Consider the following 9,195-nt stretch of genomic DNA (forward strand, 5'->3'; position numbering starts at 1 on the left):
GGGGGAGCTACAATCAAACCATTAGCTACGCTTCTAATATTATTTACGATCAAACAACATAAAATACTGAAAATTAAAAACGAACCCCAAATCAATCCTAAAAACCTTTGTAAAAACCTCCGGTTAAAAAAGAAAATGAGAGGGTCGAGAATTTAATTTTTCGCTCAAAAAATAGTTTGCGAGTACTGTATAAAGATAACCCTGAGATAATAAGTGTGGTAAGAATAGCCAACAGCTTCATAAGCTCTACTGTAGACTTGGGAACAATTTGTGGAATTGTTCCCATATAGTACTCATTTTATTTTTTTTGCAATGGACAATTTTTCAATTTTAATTTCAAAATGAAATTTTGTAAAAATATCATTTAACCTCCAATTATACTCTATTGCAACCACTTTGAAGTCTGGACGACTCTTAATTAATTTGATTTTTTTATGCAATTATTTGGCGTTAGCTGTCTCTTTAGTGAACTATGATTTAAGACACACAAAATGGTTTTACTTTTTCTATAGCCTCCAATTGAGATCATGCAACATAAATTTTATTTACCAGATTCGCCTGTCCGTTTTCAACGACATAAATTTCATCAGCAATTTTAGCTGTACTTTCTTTATGAGTAACCAAAAGGATAGCCATATGCTCTTTCAACTTTAAAAGTAATTGCAAAATGAAGTTCTCTGTTTTGGGATCTAAGGCAGCTGTGGCTTCATCCAGTAAAAGAACCTGTGGCTTTGTAAACAAGGCCCTCAACAAAGCAACAATTTGCTTCTGCCCACCTGAAAGGCTTAACCCATCCTCTCCAACTTTAGTAAAGAGCCCTTGCGGAAATTGATTAAAATAATCTAGTAAGCCATGATGCTGACATAGTTCAGCGACGAGTTGCAAATCCTCTTCCTTATTGCTTAAACAAATATTTTCAATAATTGAGCAATTAAAAAGTTTAACTTCCTGTGGAACCACGGCAATAATTTTTCGCCAGCTTTTAACTGATATGTTTGAGAGGTCGAATTTTCCGTTGATAATGATACTGCCAGTTTCCTGAAAATAGAATCTTTGCAAAACCTGCAGAATTGTACTTTTACCACATCCGCTTTCTCCTGTTAAAGCTGTAATCTTACCCTTAGCTACCTTTAGATTTACGTTCTTTAACAGTTGTTTCCGTCCAGTAAATCGAAAACTTAAGTTTTTGATTTCAAGCTCTTCGAAATCTTTAGTCCATTCATCATTTTCTACAGCGGCATTAATATTGACCTCTGGTTCAATCGATGCAAATTCATACATTCTGTCGTAAGCAACCTTTGCTTCTTGAATTTGTAAATTGGTTAACATCAGCCTGGTGCAATGCCGGAATATAACCTGAGAATACCACCTTAATCCCATAATTCAGATCTGTATTTAATGCCTGTTTAATACCTCCAGCCAATAGAACCCAATATAAAACCTCGAATAGATTAAAGGTTTGCAGTGGGTATAACAGCAGTGTAGAAAGGTTTTCAATCTTAAAAAGATTCAAAGCCGAGAGTGGGTAAAATTGCTGAATGTCTTAATGTGTAATCTGTTTTAAAGATTAAAAACCAACAAAATCTTATTATTTGTGGAACCAGGAAAATGAACTCTGCAGTTAAAGCTATTCTAAAAGTATCAGAAAATTTCACTTTGGTGTTGCATAGAAGTAGACCGACTTGCAGGCATAGACTTATTAAAAAGTTTTTGAGCAACAACCAAATTGGGATAAAGATATAGCTGATCCATTCGTACTTCGTCCGAAAGTCAAATAGCTCATCTATCCTGGTATTATCTAATTGGTCCTGAAAACTGTTATAATAAATATCTCTTGTTAATAACAAGTGGCTAAAGGCGTAAGTTAATAGGCTAGTCGTTGAGATAAGTGATACTAATAAGTACCAGTTGTTCAATTTATATTGAGGCATACATTTACGTAAAAAACCTGTTAAGCCGATAACTTAACAGGCTAATTTTTTCTAAATAGTTGATTTTTTGGATAGTAAAAAGTTACGACAATGCAAATGGCGACACATTTCCAAATTCCTGCAAAGATGAAACTTCCGCTAATTTGAAGGCAAAATCATTCCATCATGCTTGAAACAAGTCGCAATCATGTTATGATTTCAATTTAGCCAGTTGATTGAAAAACTATATGTTTCCTTTTCAAATAATTTCAGTAACAGGATCAGTAAGTCTTTGCGCTATTTTTAAGTTTTATTGTCTTATAAACGCCGACTATAAATAATGCTACCATCAAAACATATGGTGTACTATACCCTGGGCCTAAATCAAACAATTGAAAATGGTTAATAGCAACTCCTAAAATTCCGAAAAAAACAGCTGGAAGAAAATTTATAAAATACTTCATGATTGATATTTATGAATTCATACACTCAGTACGTACTGGATCTGAGAAGAGCAGTTTTAAGTTGATAATTAAGTTAATTTTTGCCCTAAAAGCAATAACTAAAAATATAGGCTAAAATTTAATTCTGCTAAACACTATATGTTTAAATTAGAGTTGAAAATATGTTTTCGCTAACATTAAATAGGTTTCGTGTAAAAAACTGGTTGGTCTTGACCCGTTGAAAACGCCATTTGGTGTAAAATTCCTTTTTCAATTATACTTTTTATGTACAATTGAGGTTATTGTAAACGGAAGCTGATTATTATATCGTCTAATATTACAGCTCTCTAGAATTAATACTCTCAGATATGAACGAAATCAGATACAAGAAAGTTAGTGAAAAAATTAGGATAGTCCGTTTAACTCTTGGTTATAGCCAGGAATATATGGCACAAGAATTAGGCATATCACAGAACGTTTATTCTAAAAATGAAAGAAATATCAAGGATGCCCCTTTAGAGAGAGTAGTTCAAATATTTGAGATATTAAATCTTTCTATTGCGCAGGTAATAACGGAGCAGGTGTAATTTATCCCATTTATTTTGCTGGCACCAGTCGGCTTACCATCTATTCTTTGGATTTAATCCCTTGCTCTTATCTGGCCTTTTCATGCAGAGTACTTTCTTTGCTTGACCCAAAAATGAATAATTTGGTGTTTCCAGAAAACGAAAAAGCCTGTAAATATTTAATTTACAGGCTTTTAGTTAAATTTAAAACTATTTTCGCGGAATGGACGGGACTCGAACCCGCGACCTCCTGCGTGACAGGCAGGCATTCTAACCAGCTGAACTACCACTCCTTTTGTTCTTCTTTAAAGTTCGAACCTCTTTCCCTTTCAGGACTGCAAATATATACACTATATTCAGTTTATCACTATACTAACCGACTTTTTAATTAATAAATACGTAACACACTGAGCCTCATTCTACATATTTTAATCAAAATGATTATTTAACAAAAATGATTATATCACTGAGAATATTGCTATCAAGCAGGTCTTAAATAAGCATACTCATCTTTATATTCCATTCGGATACATAAGCTTAACAGATTGTCCCCCCTTCTATCCCCAAGATTACTTGTTCAAAAAAAGACGAATGAAAAAAAAGGACGGTTTGCTGATGAAAAGTAAACGTTAATCCGCATATTCCTCCAATATACTTAGCGTATATTTTGATAGTTTGTATTTTACGGCTACCAGGCCGAAGAATCTTTTCAAGGTAGTTGCGCTGATCATTTTTTTAGTGCTCTTAGAAATCTCTTCCGACAAAAATCTGCAATCCCAGGGAGTAACAGAACTGAGCCCGGCCTTTAAACACACTCGGGCTCTTAGTTCTTTTAATGCTTTATCATCCATAATTTACGAGCTTTCCTACCTTGGTGTGCCAGGTAGGAAAGTGTTATTACTAATATTTTAAAATGGTGAATTCTGTTCTTCTATTTTGCTGATGTTCTGCTGCAGAACAGCTCACGCCATTTGAGCAGCGGTTAAGCAAACGTGTTTCGCCATAGCCTTTGGCAGTCATCCTGCTTCTCGCGATACCCCGGCTTACCAGGTAATTGACTACAGATCTTGCTCTCCGTTGAGAAAGGTCCAAGTTGTAGATATCTACACCACGACTATCTGTATGAGAAGCAAGTTCAATTTCCAGGGTAGGGTTATCCCTCATGGTGCGGACCAGCTCATTCAATATTTTTGCCGCATCAGCCCGGATATTGTCCTTGTCAAAGTCGTAATGAATATTTGCAAGTCTCAGCGTTTTACCCTCCTCAAACAATGGCTCTAAGCGCAATTCGGCATATAAAGTGTCTGATTTTGTCAGCCCTTTTGTGGTTAACATTGCTGAGTCTGCGTAGAACTTTATTTTGGTCCCAAGCACTTTATAGTCGCTTTCTTTATCAAGCTGAAAGAAGAAGGTACCATCCTGTTCATTGATTTTTTTTGCTACGATACCTGAACCGTCCTTCGACAGGGTAACTGTCACATCAGAAAGGCGTTCCTGCGTTTTCTTGTTAAACGCTACCCCACGTAGCGCGAGAATGATTTTCGGACGGGAGTAGTTGAACGTATAGATGTCGTCAGAACCCTGTCCACCTTTACGGTTAGATGCCAGATATCCGGTAATTCCATCAGGGGTTGGCCCGGTGGTAAAGAAAGCAAAGTCATCTGCAGCAGAGTTAACAGGATACCTTAAATTTACCGCTTTCGTCCAGTTGGATTTACTACCCTTGCTGCTGAAAATATCCAGGCCGCCCATGCCGGGCAATCCGTCTGTAGAAAAGTACAGTGTGCCAGTTTCACTTACCGAAGGAAACATTTCGTTGCCGGCAGTATTTACCGATGGCCCTACATTAATAGGTTTTCCCCAGGTACCGTCAGACTGCATTTCGCTATACCAGATATCTGTTCCGCCTAATGTTCCGGGCATATCAGACACAAAATACAGCGTTTTTTCGTCGGAACTCAGACTTGCATGACCCACGGAGTATTCTTTAGGTTTGTTATACGCAAATGGCTGCACCTGGTAAGTCCCCGTCTGCTTATTCTTCGTGTAAATATAAAGTTCCAGGTTACTTGTTTTGTATTTTCGTTTGCCAGCTTTACCCACTTCACCCTCGCTGCCTGTGTAAGTGCGGGTAACGTAGAAAACGGTTTGGGACTTATCCGACACGAGCGGTCCCTGATGAAACGGAGCATCATTAAGGCCTGATTTTATCACCACAGGATTAGTGAGGTTATGCTCCATATCCGACATTGAGGCATAGATTTTAAGAAAGCTATTTCCCGTCCAGCCATAAGTTCTGTTCAATCCTTTATTTTCCGGCTCTCCGGTAAAATACACAAGTTTTCCCACAGGGTAGGCTGAGAACTCCGAAAGCGGTGTGTTTACCCCCGTTTCATTTCTAATCTGGTAGGAGAGCGGATTTGCCATCCAGGTAATGGCAGAGTCGCAACCTGCAAGTTGCAAGGCCACCTGAGGCGTAAGCCCGATCTTGGCAGAATAGTCAGCAAATACCTTTTTTGCCTCTGCGTATTTAAGATTTGCTTTCAGCATTTCGCCATAATAGAGTAGGTTGATGGCCGAACTTTCAGGCATAGCGATAACGCGAGAGTACCAGGTTTCCGCAGCTTCAAAGTCGTTCATATTGCGGTAACACAGTGCGAGATTTTCAAGGTCTTTAAGTCGCGGATTATCCTTGTCCACCAGTTTTTGGATTAGGGTGGCAGCGTTTGCATAGCTATATTGATTTAAAAGCATCTGAGCCCTTTCACGGACCCCGGGTTGTTCCTGAGCATTTGCCGATCCGAGCAGGATTGAGAGGACAACAACGACTAAACTAAATTTCCTATAATGGTTGTTCATATCAAATTTTTGGTTAAAGTGATCTTAATCTGTTCTATTAATTCTACCAGGCCAATAATGAAAGCCGACACGACTAAGATGGATAATAACATCAGCCAGACCACGCCGGCTGTTGCTTTTAGGATGTAACAAAGTATCATATTAAAAAAATCTTGGACTCAGTAAACGAATATCCTTCCGTGGGAAGGTGATACCGAGGGTGATCTCGTGCGTGCCGTTTGAGATGCTTCCGAGCTTACTCAGCGCATAATCGTAAGAATAGCCGATGCGAAAACGTTTGTCCACATAAAATTGGGCGATGCCTGAAATTGCGTTCAATTGACTAAGATCCTGTCCATCAGTATATTTTTTCTTCCAGGTTTTTACACCGGTGCGGTATGCCCCACCGAACCATACTTTGCCGCCGAAGATGACCATTGCGCCTACATCTAAACTTGTTGGCCCTTTAAAATCCTCTTTAATCATAATACTCGGTCGCAATTTAGTATCGTCATTCAGATCGACCAACATGCCCGTAATCAAATACATATGACGCTGGCGCCTGATATTTTCATTACTACCATCGCTCCAACGGAAGATTGCATTGTCGTAGGATTTAGAAAATAGATCCATTACAGACGCGCCAATATAAAATTTAGGACTTGAGTAGTACACTCCAAACCTGGCATCAGGAATAATATTGCTGATTTTACCAACTGGCAGCGATTGATCACCACCATCTACCGGGTTAAGCATGCTTCCATCTAAACCATATTGCGTGAGGCCGACACCAACTCCAAAACTCAATCTTCTTGTGTCTTCATCATTTAACCGGATTCGGTACGCATAATTGACATAAGCAGAGTTTGCCGATTGTGGACCGAGCTTATCAGCCGTAATCTGTAAGCCCAGGCCCATTCTTTTCGTATACGGATCCAGAACCCCATCGATAGAAATCTGCCTGGTCCTCGGAGCACCCTGAATGCCTGTCCATTGGCTTCTGAGAGCCATCTGGGCAAACCATTCCTCCTTATAACCGGCATAAGCCGGGTTTACGCTCAATGAATTGAAAATATATTGTGTAAACTGGATGTTCTGCTGTGCAAGAACCGGAGTAGTTCCACAACATAGCAAAGCTACTACCAGTATTAATTTATTTATGCCTTTTATCTTCATAGCTTTTTTGATATGGCCGGTTGCCCGGCCGCACACTTATTTTTTAATTAAAACCCAACCTTTTTTAATCTGCTTATCGTTACCGTTTCTCAGCGTGATCATGTAGTAATAGGTGCCTGCGTTTAGGCCCTGACCGTCCCACGTGTTTTTGTAGTTGCTGTTACGGTATACTTCATTACCCCATCTGTTAAAGATTGCAATTTCTACCTGTTGGTAGTTTTCGATACCTACGATTACGAACAGATCATTCTTTCCATCACCATTAGGCGTAAACACATTAGGTATAAAGAAGCCCGTTACATCAATAGTCGCGATAGCCACATTGGTCCAGTTTCCATTCTCGTCTTTTACGCGATAAGTAAACTGGTCTTTACCGGTGTAGCCGCTATATGGCGTATAGATTACAGTTCCGTCGGCATTAAATACCAGTGTTCCATGCGCCGGAGACGAAATAATTTCAACCGTCGATCTGTCGAATGGAGATCCGTCGATCCTGTCGTTGGTAAGTACAGGAATTGATACCGGCTTATTGTATTCCGTTTCGGCATGATCATCAATTGCGACCGGTTTAGAAGGAATCACAGTAATTGTTACCGTTGCAGAGTTAGATACCTGACCGTTTTCATCAGTGACGGTATACGTAAAAGTGTCCGTTCCGGTATATCCGTTATCAGGTGTGTAATTTACTGTACCATCTGTATTCAGCTTAACCGTACCATGAGCAGGATTGGTAATCACAGTTGTACTTCCAGGCACCAAAGGCTTGCTTCCAGGAAGATCATTAGTTTGAACATTGACGGTTACCGGTTTATTTTGCTGCGTTTTACCAATGTCATCTTTCGCTACAGGCGGTTTAGCTAAAGGTGTTTCCGTAGCCGTATCATTGTCGGTATCTGTACCCGATGTGTCTTTCACATCGTTGCCTTTAGGATCTTTGGCCGTTACCACTGCAGTGTTTGTTACCTTTCCGTTATCAATATCTGCAGCTGTAATTTTATAAGTTTCCTTATGAGTTACCGAGGCACCTGGCGCAAGTGCTCCAGAGATCACTTTTATGCCGGCAAAGATCAAAGGATCATTAAGAACAATATTGCTCAATGTTGTGTTGCCTGTATTAGTGATCGTGAAGGTGTATTCGATGTTGTTGTTTAACACGAAGGCACCCTCTACACCAGTTCCCACGTTAGTTACCTTTTTAACAAGTACCAAAGCACCAGTTTGTGGAAGTGGAGTAACCGTGCAATCCGGACAGGCAGGATCAACAGGAGGCGTACCAGGACCTGAAGGGTTACCGCTTTCAGACTGATCGGTAACGTTGTTTCCTTTAGGATCTTTACCAGTTGCTGTTGCAATGTTGTAAACAGCACCTTTATCAATATCGGCTTGTGTTACTGTATAAGAAGCAGTAAATGTAGTTAAGTCGGCTGCGCCAGGAAGTAAAGTTACCGGCCCACCAGTTACTGTTACTTTAGGGTCAGTAATAACGATGTCACTCACCGTTACGTTACCAGTGTTTTCAACTTTGAAAGTATAGCTGATCTTGTCGCCAAGGTTTACTTTACCATCACCATTCGTATCAGCATAAGTTCCGGTTTTAGTTAATTTAATAACCGGGGTTTGTGGAAGTGGTGTGATTGTGCAATCCGGACAGGCAGGATCAACAGGAGGTGTACCAGGACCTGAAGGGTTACCACTTTCAGACTGATCGGTAACGTTGTTTCCTTTAGGATCTTTACCAGTTGCTGTTGCAATGTTGTAAACAGCACCTTTATCAATATCGGCTTGTGTTACCGTATAAGAAGCAGTAAATGTAGTTAAGTCTGCTGCGCCAGGAAGTAATGTTACCGGTCCACCAGTTACTGTTACTTTAGGGTCAGTAATAACGATGTCAATCACCGTTACGTTACCAGTATTTTCAACTTTGAAGGTATAGCTGATCTTGTCGCCAAGGTTTACCTTGCCGTCGCCATTGGTATCTGCATACGTTCCGGTTTTAGTTAATTTAATAACCGGGGTTTGTGGAAGTGGCGTAACCGTGCAATCCGGACAGGCAGGATCAACAGGAGGCGTACCAGGACCTGAAGGGTTACCGCTTTCAGACTGATCGGTAACGTTGTTTCCTTTAGGATCTTTACCAGTGGCTGTTGCAATGTTGTAAACAGCACCTTTATCAATATCGGCCTGTGTTACAGTGTAAGAAGCAGTGAAGCTTGATAGGTCTGCTGCGCCAGGAAGTAATGTTACCGGACCACCAGTTACTGT

Annotated in this window: 5 protein-coding genes and 1 tRNA gene; 1 reads left to right on the forward strand and 5 read right to left on the reverse strand. The window is 39.9% G+C overall.

What is annotated here, in order from left to right; all coding sequences use genetic code 11:
• Nucleotides 1-525 precede the first annotated feature (525 nt).
• Complete coding sequence (locus tag BCL90_RS13930; protein ID WP_166792095.1) at nt 526-1,329, reverse strand: ATP-binding cassette domain-containing protein; 804 nt, start codon at nt 1,327-1,329, stop codon at nt 526-528.
• 1,392 nt (nt 1,330-2,721) lie between these two features.
• Here BCL90_RS13930 and BCL90_RS13935 point away from each other — a divergent pair.
• Nucleotides 2,722-2,940, forward strand: coding sequence for a helix-turn-helix domain-containing protein (locus tag BCL90_RS13935; protein WP_121284552.1), 219 nt, complete (start codon nt 2,722-2,724; stop codon nt 2,938-2,940).
• A gap of 198 nt (nt 2,941-3,138) precedes the next feature.
• Here BCL90_RS13935 and BCL90_RS13940 read toward each other — a convergent pair.
• The 4 genes from BCL90_RS13940 to BCL90_RS13960 form a co-directional block, all read right to left on the reverse strand.
• A tRNA-Asp gene (locus BCL90_RS13940) sits at nt 3,139-3,212 on the reverse strand.
• 607 nt (nt 3,213-3,819) lie between these two features.
• On the reverse strand, nt 3,820-5,778 hold the full coding sequence (locus BCL90_RS13950) for an OmpA family protein (protein ID WP_121284554.1): 1,959 nt from the start codon (nt 5,776-5,778) through the stop codon (nt 3,820-3,822).
• A 141-nt stretch (nt 5,779-5,919) separates the two neighbouring features.
• A complete protein-coding gene (locus BCL90_RS13955) occupies nt 5,920-6,933 on the reverse strand; it encodes a PorP/SprF family type IX secretion system membrane protein (RefSeq protein WP_121284627.1) in 1,014 nt (337 codons plus the stop codon).
• Between the two features lie 36 nt (nt 6,934-6,969).
• Nucleotides 6,970-9,195 (reverse strand): DUF7507 domain-containing protein (locus tag BCL90_RS13960; protein ID WP_147438319.1); only part of this gene is annotated, 2,226 nt, incomplete at its 5' end.

The organism is Pedobacter alluvionis, assembly GCF_003664035.1.
GTDB lineage: Bacteria > Bacteroidota > Bacteroidia > Sphingobacteriales > Sphingobacteriaceae > Pedobacter > Pedobacter alluvionis.

What these genes read in the sequence shown, in the direction of transcription:
- BCL90_RS13955 (WP_121284627.1), bottom strand. Translation starts at nt 6,933, where the DNA reads ATGAAGATAAAAGGCATAAATAAATTAATACTGGTAGTAGCTTTGCTA.
- BCL90_RS13935 (WP_121284552.1), top strand. Translation starts at nt 2,722, where the DNA reads ATGAACGAAATCAGATACAAGAAAGTTAGTGAAAAAATTAGGATAGTC.
- BCL90_RS13930 (WP_166792095.1), bottom strand. Translation starts at nt 1,329, where the DNA reads ATGTTAACCAATTTACAAATTCAAGAAGCAAAGGTTGCTTACGACAGA.
- BCL90_RS13950 (WP_121284554.1), bottom strand. Translation starts at nt 5,778, where the DNA reads ATGAACAACCATTATAGGAAATTTAGTTTAGTCGTTGTTGTCCTCTCA.